Source organism: Paenibacillus sp. FSL R5-0407 (genome assembly GCF_038009185.1).
GTDB lineage: Bacteria > Bacillota > Bacilli > Paenibacillales > Paenibacillaceae > Fontibacillus > Fontibacillus vini.
Window position 1 is genome coordinate 1800769 of the sequence record NZ_JBBPAX010000001.1, and the last position, 23779, is coordinate 1824547.

The following is a 23779-nucleotide window of genomic DNA, read 5'->3' on the forward strand; positions in this document are numbered from 1 at the left end:
TCTACAACCCCTTGTTCAAGTAAAGTCCAATACCCGCCAGCACCAAGCCGACCGCCCAAAATGTGACGACGACGCGCCATTCCGACCATCCCGACAATTCAAAGTGATGGTGGATCGGGCTCATTTTAAAGATTCGCTTCCCGCGGGTTTTAAACGACACCACCTGCAGCACGACCGAGAGCATTTCAATTACGAAAATCCCGCCGATGACGAGGAACAGCAATTCGCTCTTGGTAACGATCGCGATAGCCGCAATCGCCCCGCCGATGCCGAGAGACCCCGTGTCACCCATGAATACCTTCGCCGGATGCGCGTTAAACACGAGAAAGCCGAGCACTGCGCCGATCATGGCCGCCGCGCAAACCGCAGCCGGAAGTGACGTAGCCTGCATCGCAATTACCGCGTAAGCTCCGAGAGCAATTGCGCTGACGCCGGAGAGCAATCCGTCCAAACCGTCGGTAAAATTGACCGCGTTGCTGATGGCCAGCATCATGATGATAATAAACGGATAATAGAACCAGGCTCCCCAGTCAAAAGAGATTTGCGTTCCCGGGATGCCGATAGCCGTACTGTGTCCTTCCGAAATCAGCAAGGCGCAGACAATACCGGAGAACAACAATTGTCCGAACATTTTTTGTCTAGGCGTTAAACCCAGCGATCTCTTAAACACAATTTTGATATAGTCGTCCAGAAAACCGACCAAACCGAAACCGAGTGTCGCTACAAGCAATACGTAAAAATCAGTGTTGATTACAGAAAATTTCAAGAAAGCCAGCGTGAACGCCAATATGATAACGATCCCGCCCATAGTCGGCGTTCCCGCCTTTTTTTGATGGCTCTGCGGACCCTCGCCGCGAATCTGCTGTCCAAATTTCATTCGCCGCAGCAAAGGAATCAGCAAAGGGGCCGAGATCACCGCTAAAATAAATGATACGCCGATCGTTAAAAGAATAAGTCCAAAGTCCATGGGATCACCCCCCTTTCGCCGGTATTATGTCTCTAGATTGCTATTTTTGACTGCGTCGACGACCTCTTCCAGCTTCATTCCCCGCGAAGCCTTCACAAGCAGCACATCCTTCGGATGCAGCATAGAAATCAACTTTTCAATAAGCTCACTTTTATCATGATATGCAAAAATGGTTCCTGGCTCCAAATTTTCCGCGGCGCCTTCCGCGATTTTCTCGGCAAGCCGGCCGTACGTAAACAGAAGATCTACCTTTTCGGGTGTAAGAAATCTGCCGACTTCACGGTGAAATTCATCTTCCGACGGCCCAAGCTCCAGCATATCGCCAAGCACGACAATCTTTTTCCGGTAACCGCGTTTTTTCTCAAGCACCCCGATTGCGGCCTTCACGGCGATAGGACTAGAATTGTAGGCATCGTTCAAAATCGTAATTCCGCTCGCGCCTGCAATCGTTTCAATCCGCATTCCTGTCAGTTCAACCCGACGGAGACCTTCCTCAATGTCATCTTCGGATACCCCGTAATGCCGGGCAACCGCCAGCGCCGCCAGCGCATTGACCACATTATGCTCACCAAGCAGCGGAAGTCTCAGCGACGCGCTCCCCCCAGCACGAGAGGTAAATACCGTCTCTTCCTCCATATACATAATTCCGCTCGGAGAATCGTCATTACTTCCGTCAAGGCCGAAGGTGAACATTCTCAGTCCCTCCGGTTTTTCGGTCGAAGGCTCCGCTAAAACCTGAGCGATGAGAGGTTCGTCCCCATTGTAAACAAACAACCCGCCCTGCTTCATACCGGACAGAATCTCCAGCTTCGCCCGGGCTATTTCCAGTCTGGAGCCCAGTTGCAGAAGATGCGCCTCACCGATATTGGTCACGATGGCCGTTTCCGGTTCAGCAAGCTTCGACAGCAATTCTATTTCGTGCCGGCCGCTCATTCCCATTTCCAGAACCGCGATATCGGTATCCTCCGGCATGGCGAGGATCGTCAGCGGTAAACCGATATGATTGTTGAAATTACCCTGTGTTTTATGCACTTTGAAAGTCGTAGCCAGCAACGAGAATACCAGATCCTTCGTCGTAGTCTTTCCGTTGCTGCCCGTTATGCCGATCACCTTGGTTCCGCATGCTGCAAGATAACTTTTTGCAAGGCGCTGCATCGCTTCGAGCGTGTCATCCACAATCACGGCCGGCCCAGGAGGGCTGCCTTTGGACTCGGACCACAGCACGGCTGACGCTCCGGCCGCCAGACAATCGCCGGCGAAGTCATGGCCGTCAAAACGTTCCCCGGCCAGTGGAATGAACAGGCATCCCGGCTTGATTTTGCGGGAGTCGGTGACAACTCCCTCTATGGTGATCTCGGAATCGCCGGCATCTGCAACGTGTCCGCCGCACATGGCGGCAAGTTCCGCTAATTTTCGTTTTATCACTTGTCTAAACCCCTTATCGCTTCTTTGGCCACGATCCGGTCATCGAAATCGTGTACCTCTTTGCCGATCAACTGGTAGGTTTCATGCCCTTTCCCCGCAATCAATACTACATCGCCTTGGCTTGCCATTTCAATAGCCTTTTGAATCGCTTTGCGACGGTCCACAATGAGCTCGTATCGGTCGCTTGGTACTTGGTCCTCTTTCAAACCTGCTTCAATGTCGCTCAAAATCAGATCCGGATTCTCCGTACGCGGATTATCGGAAGTTACGATGATATGGCCGGACAACCGCGCTGCGATTTTGCCCATAATCGGCCGTTTCGTGCGGTCCCGGTCTCCTCCGCAGCCGAATACGCAGATGACTTTGCCCTGTGCGAACTCATTCACCGTGTTCAACACGTTTTCCAGTCCATCCGGCGTGTGCGCGTAATCCACAATCACTGCAAAAGATTGTCCTTCGTCCACCGCCTCTACGCGGCCCTCGACTCCCTTGATGGCTTCGAGGCTGGTCTTAATATCGACAAGCGCGATACCTTCAAGGAGCGCGGCGGAAATCGCCGCGAGCGCATTGTATACGTTAAATTTGCCGACCATTCTTAAAGTGATGTCTTCACTGCCGCGGAACGTTTCCACATGGAAGGAAGTTCCTTTCGCCGTGATGGAGATGTTCGAAGCCCGTACATCCGCCTCATTCTCAACACCATAAGTGATTATCTCCGCCGCCGTTTGTTTGGCAAAATAAGCGGAAGCCGGATCATCGGCGTTCAATACGGCGTAGCTCCGCTGACCGGGTTCGGAAGCAAAGGTATTGCCAAGCCGGGAGAAGAGCAATCCCTTGGCCGCCCGGTACTCCTCCATGGACTTATGGTAATCCAGATGATCCTGCGTAAGGTTTGTAAACACCGCCGTACGGAATTTCGTCCCTTTCACACGGCCCTGTTCCAACGCATGCGATGAAACCTCCATGACGCAATACGACATATCCGCTTCTATCATTTCATGCAGGTAACGCTGCAGATCCAGCGATTCCGGCGTCGTTCCCGACATCGGAAAAGTCTGACCGGCGAATCTGCGCTGAATCGTTCCGATCAGGCCGGTTTGCTTGCCTTGATCCTCAAGAATACGTTCGATCAAATATGTGGTCGTCGTTTTTCCGTTCGTACCCGTAACGCCGATCACGTTCAGTTCCGAGCTTGGCGACCCGAAAAATACATTCCCCAATATCGCCATCGCCAACCGGCTATCCTTAACTTTAAGCTGAGGGAGAGAAACGTCGTCCAGCCACCGCTGCACGACGAGCGCCAATGCGCCTTGCTCGGCGGCCTTCGCCGCATAATCATGCCCGTCAACCGTATGACCCGGCAGACATACAAACAGATCGCCGGGCTGAACGCGGCGGGAATCGATGGAAATGCCACTGCACTCCGTATGATCATCGCCTTTTAGTTCCGAAGCTATTAAGTAAGTTGTTAAGTCTTTAAGCAGCATAAAATTCCCCTCTTTCCATTACTCAAACACACCTATCCATATTATCACCAAAAAATGATAATTTCAGGAATATTATTCACTTGTTTCATGCTGGTGGCCCTGCTCCGCATCCGCTTCGCTTCCCATATAAATCCGGATCGTCGACCCTTTATCCACCCGTGTTCCCGCTTTAGGCGCCTGGTTGATCACGACGTTTCCGGCCCCGGATTTTGCAAGGTTAAAGTTCATGTTCAGGTCCTCGTATATTTCTTGAGCCGTGTGTCCGACCAAATCGGGCACCGTGACTACAGGTGTTTCGCCATATTTATATTTCTTGGCGACCTGATCCGTGCGAGGCGCGATCTGCATGTACTCCAGGGCGTCTTTCATAATATTGCGAACAATCGGAGCCGCTACGACGCCGCCGAACTGAATTCCTTGGGGATTATCGACCGCCGTATAGATGACGATCTGAGGATCGTCCGCCGGAGCAAAGCCGATAAACGAAACGATATGTTCGTTTTGCGAGTACCGTCCGTTAATGACCTTCTGCGCGGTCCCCGTCTTGCCGCCGACCCGGTAGCCGTCGATAAACGCGTTGCCCCCGGTACCGTTGGCAACTACGCTTTCCAGCGCTTCCCGCACCTGCTTTGACGTTTCCTCCGAAATTACCTGACGGACCATTTCCGGAGCGTTCGTATGCACTACTTCACCCGTATCGGGGTTAGTCCATGATTTGGCTACATAGGGCTTATAAAGTTTACCTCCGTTTATCGCCGCCGAAACCGCGGTTATCTGCTGAATCGGCGTCACAGACACCCCCTGGCCAAAAGAAGTCGTGGCCAGTTCCACCGGCCCTACCCTAGGCAGCTTAAACAGGATACCATTCTCCTCACCGCCCAAATCGATGCCGGTCTTGGTGCCGAAACCAAAATCCTTGATATATTTGAACAAGGATTCTTTCCCCAATCGTTGGCCCAATGCCACAAACCCGGGGTTGCAGGAATTCTCAACCACTTGCAAAAAGGTCTGGCTGCCATGACCGCCTCTTTTCCAGCAGCGCAGCGTAGCTCCTCCTACTTTCACAAAACCGGGATCAAAGAACCGTTCGTTTTTCAAATCGACTTTCTTCTCTTGGAGCGCAGCAGCGAGAGTGATGATTTTAAACGTGGACCCCGGCTCATAAGTCATCCAGATCGGCAAATTTCGGTTATAGACCTCGGCGTCCACTTCCTGATACTGTGCCGGGTCATAACCGGGTCTGGCCGCCATGGCCAGAATCTCCCCGGTTTTGGGATTCATGGCGATGGACAAGGCTGAGTTGGCCTGAAGTCTGGCCATAGCCTGGTCCAGCTCGCGCTCCATAATGCTCTGGATCGATTTGTCGATCGTCAGCGTAAGGTTCAGACCGTCCTTCGGTTCCACATATTTCTCCGAGGAACCGGGCATCAACCTGCCTCCAGCGTCGGACAAGTAGGAAACACTGCCGCCCATCCCGTTCAGTTCACTGTCATACTTACTCTCAACCCCGGTAAGCCCCTGGTTGTAGCCGCCCGTAAAACCGAGAATATGAGCGGCTAGACCTCCATAGGGATAATACCGCTTATTGTCCTCGGCAACGACAATACCCGGAAGAGCCAAATCACGAATTTGCTGCGCTTTTTCCATCGTAATTTTGCGTCCGCCGGGTTGCAGCCTGACTATGGATTGTTTCTTGGTGATCGTCTTTAATACGGCTTCCTCGCTCATCCCAAGTAATGGCGCCAGGCTCCGGGCCGTAGTCTCCGGCGTTTTCACCTGCACCGGAATCGCCATGACCGTTGGCGTCGTAATATTGTAAGCCAGCACGCTGCCGTTTCGGTCTGCAATTTCTCCCCGCTTTGCGGAGTAAGGAATGTTGCGCCGCCATGAATCTTCCGCCTTGGCCGACAGCTCCGCCCCTTTGCCGATCTGCACGTAGGCAAGCCGGACGGCGAGAGCCGCGAACAGCAGACACAGCATACACAGCAAAAATAACAATCTTCGCCTTACAACTATTTTGGATATTCTCATCGATTGCCCCCCTGTTCCATCCAGTCACATGTTGATCTCATCACATGAATATTCAGGACAAACAGGGGTTAGAACAAGCTATGGAGAAGATCCGGAGCCTTCATCCGTGTTTTCGCCTTCCGCTCCCTCATCGGCGGTGTTGCTATCCTCTCCGGAATCCGCATTCTCCTTGAACGGCGGTTCCAGAACCAAATGAACTTTTCTTTGCCCGTTTTCTTCGGAGACGATCTGATCCACGACATAGCCTTCACCTTCGGCCGTCACGGAAACCTGAAGCACAGAGAGAAGCTCCAACGCTTCGCGAAGCGATTCCCCCTTCAGGCTCGGAATGGACATCGCTTTGCCTTCCTCGGTCAGGAGATACATATGCTGACCCGCTTTCAACGTGGCGCCCGCTTTTGGAAACTGAGAAATAAGTTCGGTTCCGCTGCCGAGCGTGGCGTAAGATATCCCTTTGCTCTTGAGCAGGTTTTTGGCTTCCTGCAGGGACAGTTTTTTCAGATCCGGCGTTTTGACGCCCGGATTGCTCTCTTGCACGGATTTAGAAGATGCCTCGTCGAACTTTTTCGGAACCCCCAAATATTGAAGCGTCTGATTGGCGATCTTCTGGAACACCGGGGCAGCGGCGGCACCGCCGCCCAGCTCGGAATCCTTCGGTTCGTCGATCAGCACCAGAATCGCGATCTTGGGGTCGTCTACCGGCGCGTAGCCGATAAAAGATATAACTTGCTTGGTATAATCATATACCCCGTTCACCGGCTTCACCGCTGTTCCCGTTTTACCCGCAACCCGGTAACCGTCGATATAGGCATGGCGCCCGGTCCCGATTTTCTGGTCGGATACGACTTGCTCAAGATAACTGCCGACTTCCTTCGCCTTTTCCGGGGAAATCACTTGCCTTATTTCTTGAGGTTGCGTCTTAATGGTTTCGCCCGTCTGCGGGTCGGTGATCGACTTTACAAGATGCGGTTCCAGCAATTTCCCGCCATTCGCCACAGCTGCGATTGCAGCCACTTGCTGCAGCGGTGTAACCAGCAGCTTACCATGACCGTAGGCCATTGCGGCAAAGTCCGCTTGTTGCACCGGCGTCACGACGCCCGCTGCTTCCCCAGGGAGCTCGATACCCGTCTTTTTACCGAACCCGAAATTGTCGACATATTCCTTCAACCGGTCAGGGCCCAGCATTTCATATCCCAATTTAACAAAGGCAACGTTACTCGAACGCTTAACGCCTTCGATATAACTGATTTCGCCCCAACCGGAACGCTTCATGTCATGGATCGTTTGTCCCGGCACCCGGATGCTTCCCGACATATATCTCGCTTCCGGATTAAACAACCCGTCCTGCACAGCCCCGGCCAGCGTTACGATCTTAAATGTCGAGCCCGGCTCATATACCGATTTGATCGCGTGGTTATAGAAATTCTTCTGATCCACATCGACCCAGTACTCATTAGGGTTATAGGTTGGCAGATTCGCCATTCCCAAAATGTCCATCGTCTTCGGATCCGCCGCTATGACCGTCATACTGATCGGCTTCAATTCATCGAACGCTTCCTTCATCGCTTCTTCGATATAATACTGTATCGTATCGTCGATCGTCAGCTGGATGTTCTTTCCATTCTTTACAGGGTTATAAATTTCGCTCGCTTTCGGTATTTCAATCCCCCTGCCATCGCTCTTGTACTCAATCGAGCCGTTCTGCCCTTTCAATTCCTCGTCGTAATAGGCTTCCAGACCGGAAACCGCATTGCCTTCACGGTCCGTGTAGCCCAATACATGGGCAGCAAGATTATTTTGAGGATAATAGCGTTTTTGTTCCTTGATCAAATAAATGCCCGTATCTTCAAGCTTATGCTTTTCCTTCAGTTCCTTGGCGAAAGCCTCCACTTTATCCCGGAGCTCCTGATCAATTTTCCACCCCTCATTGCGCACCTCGCGCTGAGAGTAGAATTGACCGTCCTTCTTCGTCGCCATCACCAACTGCTCGAGTTCTGCTTTGTCCTTGCCAAGCAGCTCATTTAATCCGTCGACGACTTCATCCTTTAAATTCAGTTCATTAATTAATTTAGGATTTATCGCCACGGTATAAGCCGGGGCATCGACGGCCAGAATATCCCCGTTCCGGTCGGTAATCGTCCCGCGGGTGGCAGTAATTGTTTTCTTCTTGGACCAGAGTTCTTCGGCGTGTTCCTGCCAGAAATCGGCCTGAACGACCTGGAGCCAGAAAACTCTCCCCATCAATACAGCAAAAAAGAGGGTAATACATCCCCCTATCAGCAGCGTCCGAAGTCTTATTCTCTTGATCATCTCTAAACCTCTTTAATACGTTATTTTTTGGCGGTGGTTACTTCGTCCGCCGAACCTTCGGTTTGCGAATTAGCCGGAATCTGAATATGGAAGCCTTCTTCCGACGTTTCTACATATCCAAGCTTCGCTGCTTCTTGCGGAATTTGCTCCTGCAGCTTTTCTTTCTGTACGGACATTTCTTTAATCTGTACGGTCATCGCCTGGATTTCAGTGTCCAGATTGTACATTTGCCGCTTAATATTGTAGAGGTTGGAATTTTGCCATAACAGACCGCCCATTACAGCCACACAGAAAAGAACGGTCACCATATAGAGCAGCTTTTCCCGAACCGGGAGCGGCGAGCGTCTTGTTACTACTTTCGTCGTTTCACGGAATCGCGGAGACTGTTGTCCGCGTTCCACTGTTTGTTCTTTTACTGCCAAATTCCCCCGAGTATACGCCATCTCACATTTCCTCCGCTTTAGAATGCAGTTTCTCCGCTACGCGCAGCTTAGCCGAACGCGCCCGCGGATTTTGTTCCAGTTCCTCATCCGAAGGAACCAACGGTTTCCGATTAATCAATTTCAATTGTCCTTGGCCTCCGCACACACACAAAGGAAAATCGGGAGGACAGGTGCACTTTTCTACATAGCTTGCAAAAATCTGTTTACAAATCCGGTCTTCCAACGAATGAAAGGTAATGACCGAGGCCCTTCCTTCCGGCGCCAAACACCGGACCGCCGCATGCAGCCCTTCTTCCAGCGCGCCGAGTTCATCATTGACCGCGATCCGCAAGGCCTGAAAACTTCGTTTGGCGGGATGTCCGCCCGTCCGGCGAGCCGCAGCCGGGATTCCTTCCTTCACCAGCTCGACCAGTTGACCCGTAGTCTCGATCGGCGAAGTTTCTCTTGTTTCCGCGATCACTTTAGCGATCCGCCTCGAAAACTTTTCTTCCCCGTATTGAAACAAAATCCGAGCAATTTCGCGCTCCGGCCACTCATTAATGATTTCCCGGGCCGTCAACTGCGCCGATTGATCCATTCGCATATCGAGTGGAGCATCCGCATTGTAGCTGAACCCGCGATCTCCTTCATCGAATTGAGGCGAGGAAACGCCGAGATCGAACAAAATGCCGTCAACCTGCGGAACCCCATTATGCTGCGGGATACCATCAAGCTCAAGGAGCTTCTGCTCGAGATGACGGAAATTACTTTTTACCAATGTAAGCTTGTCACCGTAGGCGGCCAGGTTCTCTCTGGCATTATCCAATGCCCAATCATCCTGATCAAATGCGATTAATCTTCCGCCGTCGCCAAGCTGGGACAAAATAACGGAGCTATGCCCGCCGCCGCCCAGCGTGCAATCCACATAAATGCCGTCCGGCTTAATGCGCAGCCCTTCTGTCGCTTCTTTCTTAAGCACCGTGATGTGATGAAACAAGACTGCAGCCCTCCAGACTGTTCCGGGATTAGCTATATGTATTAGTCTCATGGAGCTACCCGGTTATTATCAATGTTTACAGATCGAAATTAAAATCAACCAGCTTTTCCGCAATTTCGTTGAACGTATCCTCCGACTGTTGGAAATACTGCTCCCACGTATCCCGGCTCCAAATTTCTACCCGGTTCGACACGCCGAGAACGACACAATCCTTCTCCAGCTTCGCATACTGTCTTAAATTAGCGGGTAAATTTACCCTTCCCTGTTTATCCCACTCGCATTCCGTTGCCCCGGAGAAAAAGAACCGGGTAAACGCACGGGCATCGGATTTCATCAACGGCAAGGCTTTGAGCTTCTGCTCCAGCACTTCCCATTCCGATTGCGGATAAACGAAGAGGCATTGGTCCAGACCGCGGGTAACTACAAAAGAGGTTCCCAGGAGATCACGAAACTTGGCCGGAATAATGATGCGGCCTTTCTCGTCAATGCTATGTTGGAATTCCCCCATAAACATTGGTTAGCTCACCCCTTACCTCTTTCCCCCACTTTGCACCACTTTCCACCACTATGAATACTACTTATTCTGCATGCAAGGGCAAAATCCTTCTTATGTTCAAACTTTTTTTATCGGTAAAATTACCCTCAGCAGGAGACTGATGCATATTTTGGAGTTCCAAAGGCAAAAAAAGCCTTCCCCCTTCATTAAAGAAGAGGAAAGGCTTTGCTATTTGTTGCTATTCTAGTAATCAAATTATCAACAATCTAATTAATGTTCTTGCCAGCTGTCAAGGTATGTCCGCTGTTCTTCGGTCAAGGTATCGATCCCGAGTCCGAGGCTTTCCAGCTTGTAGCGTGCAACCTGCTCGTCAAGCTCGTACGGCACGTTGACGACGGATTTGCCGATCTTCTCATATTGTTCGTTCACATATTTAAGCGACAAGGCTTGCAACGCAAACGTCATATCCATAATTTCAGCCGGATGTCCGTCGCCGGCCGCGAGATTGACGAGACGACCTTCCGCAAGAATATACATTTTGCGGCCGTCCTTCAGTTGATATTCCTCAATATTGCGGCGTACCGTCCGCACCGAGCTGGAACGCTCGGCCAGTTCCGGCTTGTTCACTTCTACGTCGAAGTGGCCCGCATTGGACAAGATGGCTCCGTCTTTCATAACGTCATAATGCTCGCCGCGAATTACATCACGGTTGCCTGTGACCGTCACGAAGAAATCGCCAATCTTAGCCGCTTCCAGCATAGGCATTACGCGGAAGCCGTCCATATAGGCCTCTACGGCCTTGATCGCATCCACCTCGGTTACGATGACGTTGGCGCCGAGACCTTTTGCCCGCATAGCCACGCCCTTGCCGCACCAGCCGTAGCCAACGACAACGACCGTTTTACCCGCAACGACCAGATTTGTAGTCCGATTGATTCCATCCCATACGGATTGTCCGGTTCCGTACCGGTTATCGAACAAGTATTTGCAATAGGCGTCATTGACCGCAACCATCGGAAATTGCAGCTTACCTTCTTTATCCATCGCTTTCAGGCGCAAAATACCGGTAGTCGTTTCTTCAGCGCCGCCGCGAATATTTTCAAGCAGATCGGGGCGTTCGGAATGCAGAATCGTAACGAGATCGCCGCCGTCGTCAATAATGAGGTCCGGCTTGGTTTCAAGAGCACGAACCAAAAGCTCCTTGTACTCCGCAGGCTCCGGATTATATTTTGCAAAAACGGTCACTCCGTCCTCCACCAACGCCGCGCAAACATCATCCTGTGTGGACAGCGGATTGCTGCCCGTGATGGTAACTTCCGCGCCGCCTGCCTGAACCACCTTAGCCAAATAAGCGGTTTTGGCCTCCAGGTGCAGCGAGATCGCGACTTTCAGACCTTTGAAAGGCTGCTCGGCCTCAAATTGCTTCCGGATCCGTCCCAGTACCGGCATATGGGCTTCTACCCAATCAATTTTCAAATGCCCTTCCGGGGCCAACTTCATATCGGCAACAATGCTGTTTTGATTCGCTGAACTCATGATCAATTACCCTCCTACAAATATATAATCCGGTGCGTTCCCGTTACATCATAAGGAATTCCGGTCAAACCGTCAATCCAGTCTTCCCCGTAACGATTCATATAATAGAAAATGTTATAGACTCTCTCCTGCGGTTTGCCCATCGGAAACAGGGATAGCTCGATCCGGTCAAAGTGCCGTAATCCCGCTTCATTCGTTTTCTCCAGTGCATCCTTCGCTTTACCGTACAAATATTCAATCTGATCGATGATTTTATCCCGGTTGGCGTTTCCGAGCTTAGTCAATCCGTTTTGAATGCCGCCCAGCTGTTCGATTAAAGGATCATACATGCCGGTAAAGGCCGACTTGATTTCCCCGAACCTCTCCCCTAAGTTCAAAGCGTCCTGTCCGGCTAGCCAAGCTTCCCGTTTAGCCTGAAAAACATCCCGGTCCGCAACATCCTCCCAGGAAAGAGCATATTTATCCATGTGCTTATGAAGCGTTCCTTCCAGCACTGTAAACGATTCGCGTGGCAGCAGGATCGGCATCTGCAAATCCAAACGCCGGAATGCCTGACGGGTCAAACCCCAATAAGCGATTTCGCCGGATCCAAGCACAGCGCCCAGCACTGGCAGCAGCGAATCCTGCATTAAAGGCCGGGTCAGCACATTGTTGCTGAACCGTTCAGGGTGCTGGCGCAGCTCCTCCAGCAGTTCTTCCTTAGTCAGGGCTACCTTAGCTTTCCGGTCGCAAAATTTTCCGTCTTGTTTAAATAGAAGCAAACGCTCTCCCTCATGTATGTAGAACAGATTCGCCGCATGTTCCCTCGCATCCGCTTGGGCAGAAAATCCAAGCTGGAGTATGTCATCCGCCGCATGGCGATAAGCCTCTTCCAGTTCGTCGTTTCTGGCGATCATCTCTTCGAACACGGGAACTTCCAGCCGGCGCAGCCCGGGATCCGCTGAATCGAGCAGAATAAGCCCGTATTTGCCGAACCAGCTTCCCATCAGCTTGGCAAAGCAATCGGTCAATGTAGACGAAGATGCCGCGGCTTCGCGATACAGTTCCATCAATCCCGATTTGAATTCGGTCTGCGGAAGCAGTTGTTCCAGCTCGGCGGCCGCCTGCTCCCAAGCCTCGGCATCAAGCTCGGTCCAGCTGACCGGCAGACGCTGATCATGTCCTTGCGCAATCCGGATCCGGGTTACTTGCAGGTCCTGCGACAAGACGTACGTGTGATTGACCTCATCCCAATCATGGTCCTCCCCTGCGATCCAGAACACGGGAACAACCGGACGATTCAGCTTCGTTGAAGCTTCTTTGGCCGCTTTAATGATCGTTATCGCTTTATAAATAACCAGCAGTGGTCCGGTAAACAGCCCGCTTTGCTGCCCTCCGACTATAACTGCCGTTCCCGGCCGTCCCAGCTGATCCAAATGACCCGAAACCGCATCATGCGGATTATGCTTCAAATTATATTCGCGGAGCTGGTTTACAAGCTCCTTCCGGTCCACGCGGAGCCGATCGCTTTGATCAAGCCATGCCAATCTGTCGCTCCAGCTTTTCTCTTCGGCCGGATTATATTCATAAAGCCCGCTAACTTTCGAAAAATCTTGAATGAGTGCTTCCGCCAGCGGTTGGCCGGCCTTCAGCGGCTCTTGAACAATATTCATCAGGTTCTGATCCTCCTGTCTTCTCTCAAAGCTAGACTACCTTAAAAATATAGCATAACCGTCTACAAATCGCTAAGCAAACAACAGTCTTAACCCCGGCACTTCAGGATTGAAAAAAGCCCCCGCGCCGCAAAACGGCGCGAGAGCTGCATTCTAATCTTAACCTAAGCTTTGCCGGAACAAAATTATCCTTTATTCGGCATCGATACCCAGTGGCCTTTGGATACTTCGACGAGTTCCGAATTGTCGAGATCGAACAAGCCGCCGCCTGCAGAACCGTCTTTAGCCGAGTGAATCGGGCCGTTACCGTTATCTTCAAGCAGAATCCGCTTCTTGTTCTCTTCCACTTCCGGATCCGGAATCGGAATCGCCGAGAGCAGCGTTTTGGTATAAGGATGAAGCGGGTTGGCATACAGTTCTTCACTTTCAGCCAGCTCCACGATTCGTCCCAGGTACATAACCGCAACGCGGTCACTGATATGCTTCACCATGGACAAGTCATGCGCGATGAACAAGTAGGTCAGACCGAGACGATCTTGCAAATCCTTAAGCAGATTGACGACCTGCGCTTGAATCGAAACGTCGAGCGCGGAAATCGGTTCGTCGCAAATGATGAACTTCGGATTTACGGCAAGAGCCCGGGCAATCCCGATCCGCTGCCGTTGGCCGCCGGAGAATTCATGCGGATAGCGGGTTGCATGGTCAGGATTAAGTCCGACCATATCGAGCAATTCTTCTACCCGTTTCTTGCGTTCCGCGCGCGATCCGGCCATGCCGTGAATGTCGAGCGCTTCGCCGATAATATCCGTTACCGTAAACCGCGGATTAAGCGATGCGTACGGATCTTGGAAAATCATCTGCATATCGCGGCGCATTGCTTTCATTTTGCGCGGTGACAGTTGATTGATGTCCGTGCCATTGAAGCGGACGCTTCCGCCCGTTGGCTCGTACAGCCGGAGAATCGTCCGGCCTGCCGTGGACTTGCCGCAGCCGGATTCGCCCACAAGACCGAGCGTTTCGCCTTCGGCGATCGAAAAGCTGATATCGTTGACGGCCTTAAGCACATTGCCGCCGCCGACATTAAAATATTTTTTGAGGCCTTCAACCTCGATCAGGTTTTTACTCATGACGACTGTCCCTCCTTGGCCATCGGGTGAAGATCCCAGCAACGGGCCATATGCGTGTCGCTGAATACAGTCGCACCCGGATCAATGCGTTCGCAGATCTTCATGGCCTGATCGCAGCGTGCCGCAAACGGGCAGCCAAGCGGCGGTTTGATCAAATCCGGCGGAGTACCGATGATCGGAATCAGCGGTTCACCCTTCTTCTGGTCAAGCCGCGGCATCGATCTCAGCAAGCCTTTGGTGTAAGGATGCTGCGGGTTTTTAAAGATCTCCCATTTCGTACCGGTTTCAACCACTTCACCGGCGTACATAACGATAACCCGGTCGCACATGCCTGCTACAACACCCAGGTCATGCGTAATCAAAATGATGGAGGTGCCGAGACGCTGCTGCATCTCTTTCATGACATCCATAATTTGCGCCTGAATCGTAACGTCGAGCGCAGTAGTCGGTTCATCCGCAATCAGCAGTGAAGGCCGGCAAGCCAGTGCAATCGCGATCATTACACGTTGCCGCATGCCGCCGGAAAATTCGTGAGGGTATTGGTTAAAGCGGGCTTCGGCATTTTTGATGCCGACAAGCTTCAACATCTCGATAGCTTCTTTTTTCGCTTCGCCCGCTGACATTTTCTGATGTTTGATAAGCACTTCAGTGATTTGTTTACCTACTTTAATAGTAGGATTCAAAGAGGTCATCGGATCCTGGAAAATCATGCCAATATCTTTACCGCGAATTGCTTCCATTTGCTTATTGCTATTTTTGAGCAAGTCCTGTCCCTGGAACAGGATTTCGCCTTGCTTGATCATCGACGGAGGGGAAGGGATCAGGCGCATGATCGTCTGGGCCGTTACGCTTTTGCCGCTGCCGGATTCACCGACGATTGCCACCGTTTCCCCTTTACCTATCTCAAAGTTCATGCCGCGGACAGCTTTCACTTCTCCGCCTTTTACAGAAAAGGAGACATGCAAATCTTTGACTTGTAAAATCGGCTCCATCAGTTCCACCTCCTATTTTTTCAGTTTTGGATCCAGCGCGTCGCGAAGACCGTCGCCAAAAATGTTAAACGCCAGCATCGTCAAACTGATGACAGCCGCTGGGAACAGCATCCGCCAAGGATAGTACAACCAGCCGGTGAGGGCATCGTTAATCATCGAACCGAGTGAAGCGATCGGTGCTTGTACACCAAGTCCCAAGAAGCTCAAGAAGGCTTCGGAGAAGATAGCGTTCGGTACGGACAAAGTCACGGTTACGATGATCGGGCCTACCGCGTTAGGCAGCAAATGTTTAAATAAGAGACGTCCTGAACCTGCACCCATCGAACGGGAAGCAAGCACGAATTCGCGGTTTTTGAGCTGCATAATTTCTCCGCGAACAATCCATGACATATTAATCCATCCGGTAATCGTCAGAGCCAGAATAATCGTTCCCAAGCTTGGTTCCATAACGACAAGAAGCAGGATAGTAACCAGCAGGTAAGGAATGGAATACAAAATTTCGGAAAATTTATTCATGATTTCATCGACTCTTCCGCCGAAATAACCCATGATGCCGCCGTAAATAACGCCGATCATCAAGTCGATACAAGCAGCCGCCAGACCTACGATCAAGGAGATCCGGGCCCCCATCCAGGTACGCACCCACATATCACGGCCGAGATCATCGGTACCGAACCAATGGGCAGCGGATGGCTTCTGGTTTGTATTCATCAAGTCGTTGGAATAGTAATTGTAACCATGCACCCATTTTGAAATCCATGGCCCTACAAGCGCTGCAAGGACGATCAGCACCAGTACAGAAAGTGCCACCATCGACATTTTATTGGAACAGAGACGTTGCCAAGCATCGCGCCAAGCGGAAATACTTTCACGCTGAATGACTTCGGCTTCCTTTTCGTCTGTACCGATTTTCCGGAAATCTTCCGGTTTCAAATCTACCGGCGTCGGCATTACTTGAATTGGAGTTCGTTCCATCCTTACCCCTCCTTCCCTTTATTCACTTTAACTCTCGGATCTACCAGCATATAAGCAATATCCGTCAAGAAACGAGCAAGCATCAGCAAAATACCGTAGAAGATCGTAATCCCCATAATTACCGGGTAATCGCGAGTACTGATAGCTTCGACAAACTGCTTGCCGATCCCGCCGATCCCGAAAATTTGTTCGATAACGACCGAACCGGTTACGATGTTTGCCGTCATAGGGCCGATATAAGTGATGACCGGCATAATACCGTTACGAATCACATGGCGCCATAATATAGCCAACCAGGTCAAGCCTTTTGCCTTAGCTGTTTTGATGTAATCGGCATGCAGCACTTCCAGCATGCTAGAACGGGTCAAACGTGCGATAAACGCAATCGGTTGCGCCGTCAATGCGGCAACGGGAAGAATGTAGTACATCGGACCTTTAAAGCCCATCGTAGGCAGCCAATGAAGCTGCGAGGAGAATACATACTGAAGCAGGGATGCAACCACGAAGCTAGGAACCGCGATGCCCAGCACCGCTAACACCATCGCGACATTATCGATCAGCTTGCGATGATACAGCGCTGCCAGCATACCAAGCACCACCCCAACAATTACAGCCACAATGATAGCGACTAACCCGAGCTTCAAAGAAGCGGAAAACGTTTGTCCGATAATTCCAGAAACGTCCTGGTTAATCTTCTTCATTGAAATGCCCAGATCACCTTGCACTACGTCACCTAAATACTTGAAATACTGTTGGTAAACGGGCTTGTCCAATCCGAGTTGTTCCTTAAGACGTTCCTGTATCGCAGGCGGTACTTGCTTCTCTGAAGTAAGTGGGCTGCCCGGAATTGCTTTCATCAGAAAGAAGGTAGCAGAAATCAAAATGAACAACGAGATTAACATGTAAAATAACTTATTTGCAATGTAACGCACCATGCCCGTTTGCACCTCCTTTTGATAAAATTCGACATAAAACGATTTTAGGCCAATTTCACAGCTTTGTCTATTCAATATAATTCCCATAAATCAATTACAATTTGAATAAATTCGCCGCTCATAAAAAAAACGGGATATATATGGAATACCCACATATATATCCCGAGGAAACCATGTAATTCTTTAACGCGTTAAACTGTTAGATTAATGATCTTCCAGGTAAGCGCGTGTGTAATCAATAGCACCGCTAAAGTCAAGTACGATGCCTTTCAGCCAAGGCTTCTCTACCGAAACGTTAGTGTAGTAGTACACAGGCATCAGAACTTGATTTTCTTTGATCAAGATTTCTTCTGCTTTTTTGAAGTTTTCGTTACGTTTTGCGTTATCTTCCAAACTCTTAGCTTCGTTTACGAGCTTGTCGTATTCTTCGTTCTTGAACCCGGTATCGTTGTTACCGCTGTTGGATGTCCACATATCGATAAACGTCATCGGATCGTTGTAGTCTGCACTCCAAGCAGAACGAGCGATTTGGTAGTTCAAGCTTCTACGATTCTCAAGGAATACAGCCCATTCCTGGTTCTCGGTTTTCACGTCAACGCCCAGGTTTTTCTTCCACATATCAGCTGCAGCGAGAGCAATTTTCTTGTGCGCTTCACTGGAGTTGTAAATCAAAGTGATTTCAGGAAGTTTGGTGTAGCCTTCTTCTTGCATACCTTCTTCAAGCAATTTCTTCGCTTCTTCAACATTTTCTGTGAAGTAGTCGTCTTTATTTTCATTACGGTATTCGTCATTTACCCCTTTGATACCTGGAGGTACAAAACCGAAAGCCGGAAGCTGTCCGCCCAGCGTTACCTTGTCTACAATCGCTTGACGATCGATGGACATTGCGAATGCTTTACGGATTTTAGCATTATCGAACGGTTTAGCCGTTACGTTGAATTCATAGAAATACGTACTTGCAATACCTTTAACATGGAATTCGTCTTTCAATTCCTTTTGTACAATCGGAATTTGGTCGGTCGGAATTTCACCGTTAGGGTGTCCGGCGCGGTCCAATTCACCGTTTTTGTAACTTGTCAATTCAGTAGCGCCACTGTTAACCAGGGACATAGTGATTTTGTTCAATTTAATGCTGTCTTTATCCCAATAGTTTTCATTCTTGGTAACATCGATCGTTTGGCCCTTAGTCCAAGTCGTCAATGTAAAAGCACCGTTTACGATCATTTTGCTTGCGTCAACAGCCCACTTGTCATCGTTCTTCACGGATTGGTGAACCGGATAGAACGTGTAGAAAGAAGTCAGACCGAGGAAGTAAGGTGTTGGTCCAGTCAATTCCACTTCCAGTGTGTTGTCGTCTACAGCTTTCACGCCAACTTGGCTGAAATCCGTAATTTTTCCTTCATTATATTCTTGCGCATTTTTGAGGTAGTACAATTGATAAGCATAAGGAGGAGCCGGAGTTGTTTGCGGGCTCAGCACGCGCTCCCAAGCAAATACGAAATCATTTGCGGTTACAGGGTCGCCGTTGCTCCATTTGGCATCTTTACGAAGATGGAAAGTGTATTTGGTTCCGTCGATATCCCAAGATTCTGCTGCTGCAGGTTGGGCTTCGCCAGCTTCGTCCATGCGGGTCAAACCTTCATACATCATTTTCAGCACGGTGTTAGCTTGGCTGTCTTGTGCTTGAGCCGGGTCAAAAGTAGGCGGTTCCGCACTCAGGTTGATTCTAAGCGTTTGATCGGCGGCCAACTTTGCTTCGCCGCTGTTTGCAGCATTCTTGTCGCTGTTGGAAGTTCCGTTGTTGCCACTGTTTGCACTGTTCTTGTCATTAGAGCCGCACGCCGAGAGCAGCGTCCCTACTGCGAGAACAAGTGTCAAAAGGAGCAATAAACTCTTACTCTTCTTCATCTTGTTGAATCCCCCTTAAAATTTGTGGTATATGTTTTTAGATTATACAACCAGCGGTCAAAAAAATCCAACATAAATTTTCTGAAATTTAATCAGTGGTTAATAAAAAGGACTATTTCTTAACAAAATAGTCCTTTCTACAATATTGACTTTTTATTTTCTTAACAATTAACCTATGATGTCATTTATTTTATGTAATTCCAGATTTCTCTTTAGCAGAATCTAAGCTGCTGAAACATATGTAATGAAGCTAATGAGAAAAAGCAAAATATAGGCGATTCCGGTTCCGGCAAACGTCAGCCTCCAAACTGCCCTAAGCAGTCTTCGCATATCCACTTTGCCCTTCATCCGGTTTTGCGCTCCTCCGATCAGTCCGACGGCGATCAGCAAAACAAGCAAAATGAGATAGAATCCGAACTTTGAAGCGAAAACAATGTTAAACAAGGCGGAAACGGACAGGATCAGAAACAACGTTGTCACATCCATAGCAAGCTTTACGGCCGCTTTCTTGTCTTCTATAAAGCCCCCTAATCACCTTGGACACTTTCAGGCTAAACGATATACAATAAAAATTAGCTGGAGGTAGTTCGAATGAGAGTTCAGCACAGTAAGTTCGATGAGCTGCGAATACAGGTCGTCGAGGAAGCACTGGACCGGGGGAATGTGGCACTAACCGCTCGAAAACATGGTATCTCCCCCTACTCTTTATACAAATGGGTAAAACAATACCGAGATGAGGTGGAGATAACGATGGGTAAGAAGAAAGACCTGAATAACCTTAATCCACAGACTGCCCAGGAATGGGAACAGAAATATGAGCAGGCAGCTAAACTTCTTGGTGAGAAAGAACTTGAGATAGCGATCCTGCGAGAACTTGTAAAAAAAAAGTATCCACACATCCAATTCAAGTGGCCCGAAAATGGATCCTGAAAGGCTACAAGGTGCGTCCCGTGCTTAGGATCTGTGGTGTGCCGCATTCTACTTACTACTATTCTCTCAAGCATACGAGCCCTAAACAAGCACCTAAAGGTGGCCGTCCTGTATCGGGATATTCCTATACTTTTGAAGGGAAGAAAGTGACAGATACACGAATCAAACGCCTGATTATAAAGCTGTTGGAAGGCGAGGAACACACCTACGGATACCGAAAGCTGACCATCGCCTTACGCCGGCAACATAACCTTAAGATTAACAAAAAGAAGGTGTACAGGCTCTGCAAAGAACTTGGTATCCTAGGCAAGCCTGTAAAACCCAAACACTCCTATCCGCGCAGACTAGCGAACAACATGGAAGTAACAGGTCCAAACCAATTGTGGCAAATGGACATTAAGTATGGTTTCATCGCTGGCCTGGAGCGGTATTTTTACACTGCAAGCATTATAGATGTATACGATCGTAGCGTAGTTGGACAGTACCGTGGCAAGGAATCCAAGACAGAAGACTTGCTTACTACTCTGCACAAGGCTCTTTTAAAAAGAAGTGTGTACACGCAAGGAACGCCACTCGTAGTGCGTACCGACAATGGTCCGCAATTCAAGAGCCACAAGTTCAGAGCGTTTTTTGAAAACAACGAAATGCTGATCCATGAAAGAACACCGAATCGAACGCCAAACAAAAATGCGTATATTGAATCGTTTCACAGCATCTTGGAACGAGAGTGTTTCAGATGCCATATCTTTATGAGTTTTGAAGAAGCATTCGATGTTCTTGACCAATTCATGGACTTCTATAATAACCGCCGAATTCACATGAGTTTATACGGCTACTCCCCTGCTCAATTTATAGAAAAGTTAGAGAAAAACGAAGTAACTGCATTTAAAATTGCCGTATAACTGCGTGTAACCAGGGTTTGATCCTAAAGTGTCCAATATTCGGGGGCCCGGCCGTCTTTCTTTAAATAGTAGGTAATGAAATACACAATTATAAAAGGAATGATCGGCATCACGGAGAGAACGAAGATAGACGTGAGCAAAATACCCAAAGCTCCACCTCCTCAGAGAATTTAATTGCCTTTCGGGCTTTCAAAAATTGTTACGGGTAATTCATGCGGTTAGCGCCCTGATCAACCGCCAGAGGGTTTCATGTCCTGGAACTTGTAAATTTACCGAGCGGGCCATTTCCACAAGATGTCCATTAATGTAGTCGACTTCAGTAGGCAACCCTTCGAGAACATCCTTTAACATCGAAGAAGTATTGGTGGAAGTAGAACGGCAAACATCGGCGATAATGGCGTGCATATCGGAATCATATGGGATGCTGCAGGCTTGATAAACGCGAATGCCCTCTTCGCAAAGCTGGCGGATCAGCTCCACTCGATCCTCACCATCCAGCAATTCGCCGTTGGGGATTCGCAATAGGGCGGTCAGAGGATTTATAACAGCATTAATTAATAACTTCCTGTAAATCTCTTTATCGATGTCATTCGACAAAAATGATTCAAATCCTGCCTTTTGAAGCCGATTCACTAAACTTTCCCCTGCTTTTTTACTCGCTTCATTCTTTTCCACACCTGATTCTGCAAGGTTTGCAAACCTGGAATAACCGGGAATACCGATTCGGGTCGCGCCTTGCCCCGCACGGATTACTACGGATCCTTCCTCTCTTTTCGCCCCTTCGGTAGTGATTACCGCATAGACGGAATTTCCTCCAAAAGAGGTCTTAATCTTCTCTATATGTCCGACACCGTTTTGAAAGCAGGCGATTTTCGTATTGTTTCCCACCCTTGCCTTCATGCCGCTTAACAGACTCGCATCGATATGCCGCTGCTTCACGGTTAGCAAAATCCATTCCGGTGTATCCTGCCTTGTATTTTCACCCGCTTCTGCCATAGCGGTGGCTGTAAAAGTGTTCGGCGTTATATGCAATACCGAATCATCTTGCCCTTTGACTACAATTCCGCACTCACGAAGCGTCGCCGCTTGTTCAGTTGTTCTTGTCCAAAAAGCGACCTCCTCGCCGGATGCGGCCAGCATTCCTCCGAACAACATGCCCAGTGCGCCCGAACCGATAACCTCGATTTTCATCTTCTTCTTCCTTTCCGCCGAGCTATATTAGATGAACTAAATTGAATGATCTTGTATAGTTTCCTTCTTTCTTTATACCAGACCTTCTAATACAAAACAGCCCTGAAAATAATAAAATCCTGCCGTATCGGCAGGATTCGCTTTGTACTCTTGATTTCTTATTGCATTCTTTTCACTTCATTATTTACTATTCGATATTCACTATTCGATTCGTTCCAAATTTCCATTTGCATCCATCTTAAATCTCGTTTTCGCTTCCTCGTCTTCCTCATTTAGAAAGGCCAACCGGCGGGCGCGATCCATAATTTGGATTAATGCCTTATAATCGTCATTCACTACCCTGTAGTCGGTCTGCACTTCATTTACTTGGGCTGACAGATGCTGATTCTCCTCGCGGAGTCTGGCAAGCTGCTCTTCTTTATCCCTCAACTCTTTCTCAAGAGATTTCACGTGCCGGCTCGTATCCTGAATCGTACTTTTCCAGCCGCGTAAAAAGCGGATCACCGCATCGATAGAAATCGTCTCTTCCGTAACGCCCTCGCTTCTGTAGTTCACTTCGTCCAGCTCAACCGGGGCCAGCGATGAAATCGCCGGATTGCCCGCAAGGCTTCCCTGCTTCTTCATGTAACTCCGTTTTTGCCTTTGGGCCTTGGCAATGCCAATCGCCGCTTCATATTTTTTGCGAACGCAACTGTTCCACCGGAAACCGCAAGCTGCTGCCGTTCTTCCGATACGTTCCCCAACTTCCTCAAAGGCGGTTAATTGGGTACTGCCTTCCCGAATATGGCGCAGAGTCACTTCCGCCAAAATCAAATCATCTTCCGCACTCCACGCATCTTGTCTCACTGCTGTCATGCTATAAAAACCTCCTAACGACATCCTAATATAACCGTCTTCCGACCGGCTGTTCCGGCAGGCTCGCTGGTAAAAAGCTTCTTACTCCATTTCTATGCCTCTCATAGAGTTCATAGAATCTATTTGATACTAAAATGTATTTCCAATTTAAAGCGCCTCCATACCTGTTTCAAAAAAAACCGAATTCCCACTCATTAATCCGAAAAGACAGGCAATAATATATATCACAAACCGAGCTATAACTTGCTAAATATTATGACTTTTCGTTTACACATGTTGGGGTAACGGGTATAATGAGGTATAGAAATCGGTAGACGTGTATACATAGGAAAGGGGGATTTTCTCTTGGATCGCATGTTCCGCGTTCTTGGCTTCTTCACATTGGCCATCGGACTTATGGCTTTCGCCGGCAACCTGATTGAAATGGCTTTGCTGTTCTTCGTGCAAACCGCCTTTTTCGTACTGTTCGGTTATCTGAAATTTACGGAAAGAACGTACATTTTGCTCTTCTGGGGTTATATGATTGTCGCCTTTACAGGCTTCAGCTATTGGACAATCTTTCAGATGGGAATGCCACTGTAATCCCCTCTGTTCCAAACCGATTAAAGGCGATCCGGCCAACACCCGGACCGCCTTTTTTC

The 23779-nt window shown here is 49.3% G+C and carries 21 protein-coding genes and 1 pseudogene; 3 read left to right on the forward strand and 19 right to left on the reverse strand.

Annotated elements, in window-relative coordinates; genetic code table 11:
- Position 1: 1 nt before the first annotated feature.
- The 16 genes and pseudogenes from mraY to NYE70_RS08870 form a co-directional block, all read right to left on the reverse strand.
- The gene (gene mraY, locus NYE70_RS08795) at positions 2–967 is read right to left on the reverse strand and encodes a phospho-N-acetylmuramoyl-pentapeptide-transferase (protein ID WP_211019797.1); all 966 of its coding nucleotides are present in this window, start codon (positions 965–967) and stop codon (positions 2–4) included.
- Positions 968–991: 24 nt separating this feature from the next.
- The gene (locus NYE70_RS08800; protein WP_290408003.1) at positions 992–2389 is read right to left on the reverse strand and encodes a UDP-N-acetylmuramoyl-tripeptide--D-alanyl-D-alanine ligase; all 1398 of its coding nucleotides are present in this window, start codon (positions 2387–2389) and stop codon (positions 992–994) included.
- A complete protein-coding gene (locus NYE70_RS08805; RefSeq protein ID WP_341045700.1) occupies positions 2389–3879 on the reverse strand; it encodes a UDP-N-acetylmuramoyl-L-alanyl-D-glutamate--2,6-diaminopimelate ligase in 1491 nt (496 codons plus the stop codon). The genes NYE70_RS08800 and NYE70_RS08805 overlap by 1 nt, the downstream gene beginning before the upstream one ends.
- A 72-nt stretch (positions 3880–3951) precedes the next feature.
- Positions 3952–5910 (reverse strand): stage V sporulation protein D, encoded by a 1959-nt coding sequence (locus tag NYE70_RS08810; RefSeq protein WP_290407954.1) that lies wholly within the window; start codon positions 5908–5910, stop codon positions 3952–3954.
- Between the two features lie 78 nt (positions 5911–5988).
- Positions 5989–8220: a penicillin-binding transpeptidase domain-containing protein gene (locus NYE70_RS08815; RefSeq protein ID WP_290407953.1), complete on the reverse strand. Its 2232-nt coding sequence runs from the start codon at positions 8218–8220 to the stop codon at positions 5989–5991.
- 20 nt (positions 8221–8240) lie between these two features.
- Positions 8241–8663, reverse strand: coding sequence for a hypothetical protein (locus NYE70_RS08820; protein WP_211019801.1), 423 nt, complete (start codon positions 8661–8663; stop codon positions 8241–8243).
- A 1-nt stretch (position 8664) separates the two neighbouring features.
- Entirely contained in the window at positions 8665–9639 is a 975-nt protein-coding gene (rsmH, locus tag NYE70_RS08825; protein WP_290407952.1) for a 16S rRNA (cytosine(1402)-N(4))-methyltransferase RsmH, read from the reverse strand.
- Positions 9640–9715: 76 nt separating this feature from the next.
- On the reverse strand, positions 9716–10153 hold the full coding sequence (mraZ, locus tag NYE70_RS08830; RefSeq protein ID WP_213653844.1) for a division/cell wall cluster transcriptional repressor MraZ: 438 nt from the start codon (positions 10151–10153) through the stop codon (positions 9716–9718).
- Positions 10154–10405: 252 nt separating this feature from the next.
- The gene (locus NYE70_RS08835; protein WP_211019804.1) at positions 10406–11671 is read right to left on the reverse strand and encodes an adenosylhomocysteinase; all 1266 of its coding nucleotides are present in this window, start codon (positions 11669–11671) and stop codon (positions 10406–10408) included.
- 14 nt (positions 11672–11685) lie between these two features.
- Positions 11686–13323 carry a bacillithiol biosynthesis cysteine-adding enzyme BshC gene (gene bshC / locus NYE70_RS08840; protein ID WP_341045701.1) on the reverse strand — a complete coding sequence of 546 codons (1638 nt, stop codon included), beginning with the start codon at positions 13321–13323 and terminating at the stop codon, positions 11686–11688.
- 185 nt (positions 13324–13508) lie between these two features.
- Positions 13509–14450, reverse strand: coding sequence for an ABC transporter ATP-binding protein (locus tag NYE70_RS08845; protein WP_211019806.1), 942 nt, complete (start codon positions 14448–14450; stop codon positions 13509–13511).
- Positions 14447–15442 carry an ABC transporter ATP-binding protein gene (locus NYE70_RS08850; RefSeq protein ID WP_290407706.1) on the reverse strand — a complete coding sequence of 332 codons (996 nt, stop codon included), beginning with the start codon at positions 15440–15442 and terminating at the stop codon, positions 14447–14449. The genes NYE70_RS08845 and NYE70_RS08850 overlap by 4 nt, the downstream gene beginning before the upstream one ends.
- Positions 15443–15454: 12 nt before the next feature.
- Complete coding sequence (locus NYE70_RS08855) at positions 15455–16417, reverse strand: ABC transporter permease (protein ID WP_290407707.1); 963 nt, start codon at positions 16415–16417, stop codon at positions 15455–15457.
- Positions 16418–16419: 2 nt separating this feature from the next.
- On the reverse strand, positions 16420–17352 hold the full coding sequence (locus NYE70_RS08860) for an ABC transporter permease (RefSeq protein ID WP_290407708.1): 933 nt from the start codon (positions 17350–17352) through the stop codon (positions 16420–16422).
- A gap of 204 nt (positions 17353–17556) precedes the next feature.
- Positions 17557–19260, reverse strand: coding sequence for a peptide ABC transporter substrate-binding protein (locus tag NYE70_RS08865; RefSeq protein WP_341045702.1), 1704 nt, complete (start codon positions 19258–19260; stop codon positions 17557–17559).
- A gap of 222 nt (positions 19261–19482) precedes the next feature.
- A pseudogene (locus tag NYE70_RS08870) lies at positions 19483–19773 on the reverse strand (DUF3397 domain-containing protein); the annotation flags it as partial.
- Between the two features lie 78 nt (positions 19774–19851).
- On the opposite strand from NYE70_RS08870, the gene NYE70_RS08875 reads away from it, so the two are divergent.
- Positions 19852–20190, forward strand: a complete 339-nt coding sequence (locus NYE70_RS08875) for a helix-turn-helix domain-containing protein (protein WP_213653792.1) — start codon at positions 19852–19854, stop codon at positions 20188–20190.
- Positions 20191–20201: 11 nt separating this feature from the next.
- Positions 20202–21092 (forward strand): IS3 family transposase, encoded by an 891-nt coding sequence (locus tag NYE70_RS08880; RefSeq protein ID WP_341044902.1) that lies wholly within the window; start codon positions 20202–20204, stop codon positions 21090–21092.
- A 23-nt stretch (positions 21093–21115) separates the two neighbouring features.
- Here NYE70_RS08880 and NYE70_RS08885 read toward each other — a convergent pair whose 3' ends face one another.
- The 3 genes from NYE70_RS08885 to NYE70_RS08895 all read right to left on the reverse strand — a co-directional run bounded on the left by NYE70_RS08885 (position 21116) and on the right by NYE70_RS08895 (position 23138).
- Entirely contained in the window at positions 21116–21241 is a 126-nt protein-coding gene (locus tag NYE70_RS08885; RefSeq protein ID WP_341045703.1) for a hypothetical protein, read from the reverse strand.
- Positions 21242–21302: 61 nt separating this feature from the next.
- A complete protein-coding gene (locus NYE70_RS08890) occupies positions 21303–22283 on the reverse strand; it encodes a ketopantoate reductase family protein (protein ID WP_341045704.1) in 981 nt (326 codons plus the stop codon).
- Positions 22284–22484: 201 nt separating this feature from the next.
- Complete coding sequence (locus NYE70_RS08895; protein WP_213653837.1) at positions 22485–23138, reverse strand: RsfA family transcriptional regulator; 654 nt, start codon at positions 23136–23138, stop codon at positions 22485–22487.
- Positions 23139–23483: 345 nt separating this feature from the next.
- Between NYE70_RS08895 and NYE70_RS08900 the strand changes: the two genes are divergently transcribed.
- Entirely contained in the window at positions 23484–23720 is a 237-nt protein-coding gene (locus NYE70_RS08900; RefSeq protein ID WP_211019813.1) for a DUF2626 family protein, read from the forward strand.
- Positions 23721–23779 lie beyond the last annotated feature (59 nt).

Bases quoted from the DNA above. Each gene is read 5' to 3' on its own strand.
- mraY (WP_211019797.1), bottom strand. From the start codon at position 967: ATGGACTTTGGACTTATTCTTTTAACGATCGGCGTATCATTTATTTTA.
- NYE70_RS08805 (WP_341045700.1), bottom strand. From the start codon at position 3,879: ATGCTGCTTAAAGACTTAACAACTTACTTAATAGCTTCGGAACTAAAA.
- NYE70_RS08810 (WP_290407954.1), bottom strand. From the start codon at position 5,910: ATGAGAATATCCAAAATAGTTGTAAGGCGAAGATTGTTATTTTTGCTG.
- NYE70_RS08815 (WP_290407953.1), bottom strand. From the start codon at position 8,220: ATGATCAAGAGAATAAGACTTCGGACGCTGCTGATAGGGGGATGTATT.
- NYE70_RS08820 (WP_211019801.1), bottom strand. From the start codon at position 8,663: ATGGCGTATACTCGGGGGAATTTGGCAGTAAAAGAACAAACAGTGGAA.
- mraZ (WP_213653844.1), bottom strand. From the start codon at position 10,153: ATGTTTATGGGGGAATTCCAACATAGCATTGACGAGAAAGGCCGCATC.
- NYE70_RS08835 (WP_211019804.1), bottom strand. From the start codon at position 11,671: ATGAGTTCAGCGAATCAAAACAGCATTGTTGCCGATATGAAGTTGGCC.
- bshC (WP_341045701.1), bottom strand. From the start codon at position 13,323: ATGAATATTGTTCAAGAGCCGCTGAAGGCCGGCCAACCGCTGGCGGAA.
- NYE70_RS08845 (WP_211019806.1), bottom strand. From the start codon at position 14,450: ATGAGTAAAAACCTGATCGAGGTTGAAGGCCTCAAAAAATATTTTAAT.
- NYE70_RS08850 (WP_290407706.1), bottom strand. From the start codon at position 15,442: ATGGAGCCGATTTTACAAGTCAAAGATTTGCATGTCTCCTTTTCTGTA.
- NYE70_RS08855 (WP_290407707.1), bottom strand. From the start codon at position 16,417: ATGGAACGAACTCCAATTCAAGTAATGCCGACGCCGGTAGATTTGAAA.
- NYE70_RS08860 (WP_290407708.1), bottom strand. From the start codon at position 17,352: ATGGTGCGTTACATTGCAAATAAGTTATTTTACATGTTAATCTCGTTG.
- NYE70_RS08865 (WP_341045702.1), bottom strand. From the start codon at position 19,260: ATGAAGAAGAGTAAGAGTTTATTGCTCCTTTTGACACTTGTTCTCGCA.
- NYE70_RS08875 (WP_213653792.1), top strand. From the start codon at position 19,852: ATGAGAGTTCAGCACAGTAAGTTCGATGAGCTGCGAATACAGGTCGTC.
- NYE70_RS08890 (WP_341045704.1), bottom strand. From the start codon at position 22,283: ATGAAAATCGAGGTTATCGGTTCGGGCGCACTGGGCATGTTGTTCGGA.
- NYE70_RS08895 (WP_213653837.1), bottom strand. From the start codon at position 23,138: ATGACAGCAGTGAGACAAGATGCGTGGAGTGCGGAAGATGATTTGATT.